Raw genomic sequence first — 419 nt, forward strand, 5'->3', positions numbered from 1 at the left:
GTCGGTGTATAGCCAAACTTTTCAGGCGTTATGTCCTTTATGAAATCGTCCGAGCAAATGTCCATGAATCCAATTTGTGTTATTACGTCTGATTTTCCCCTTCTGTCCGGCTGTATTACAAAGCGGCAGTCGTTAAAGAAATCCATGTTTGCCTTTGAGCTTCCGATGCAACCAACTTCCTCACATACAAAGAATGCAACTTTTATTTCGTTAAACTTCTGGAGACATTGAAGACATAGCCAAATTCCGTTCTTATCATCAGCACCAAGACCGCAAAAACTCCTTTCCTTGGGACTGTAGCCAAACAATAAGTCCTTTGTCTCGATTACCGTGAAGTCTGTAGGATGGTATTTCTGCACTTGGTCAAGATGAGCCACCATGCAGGGATAGGTCTTTGCAGTTCCCTTGGTTATGTAGAT

Annotated in this window: 1 pseudogene; it reads right to left on the bottom strand. The window is 42.5% G+C overall.

Features of this window, described 5'->3' with window-relative positions:
• Nucleotides 1-419 (bottom strand): annotated as a pseudogene (locus H6A34_RS14665) (hypothetical protein); the annotation flags it as partial.

Source organism: Marseilla massiliensis (assembly GCF_016899855.1).
Lineage (GTDB): Bacteria > Bacteroidota > Bacteroidia > Bacteroidales > Bacteroidaceae > Prevotella.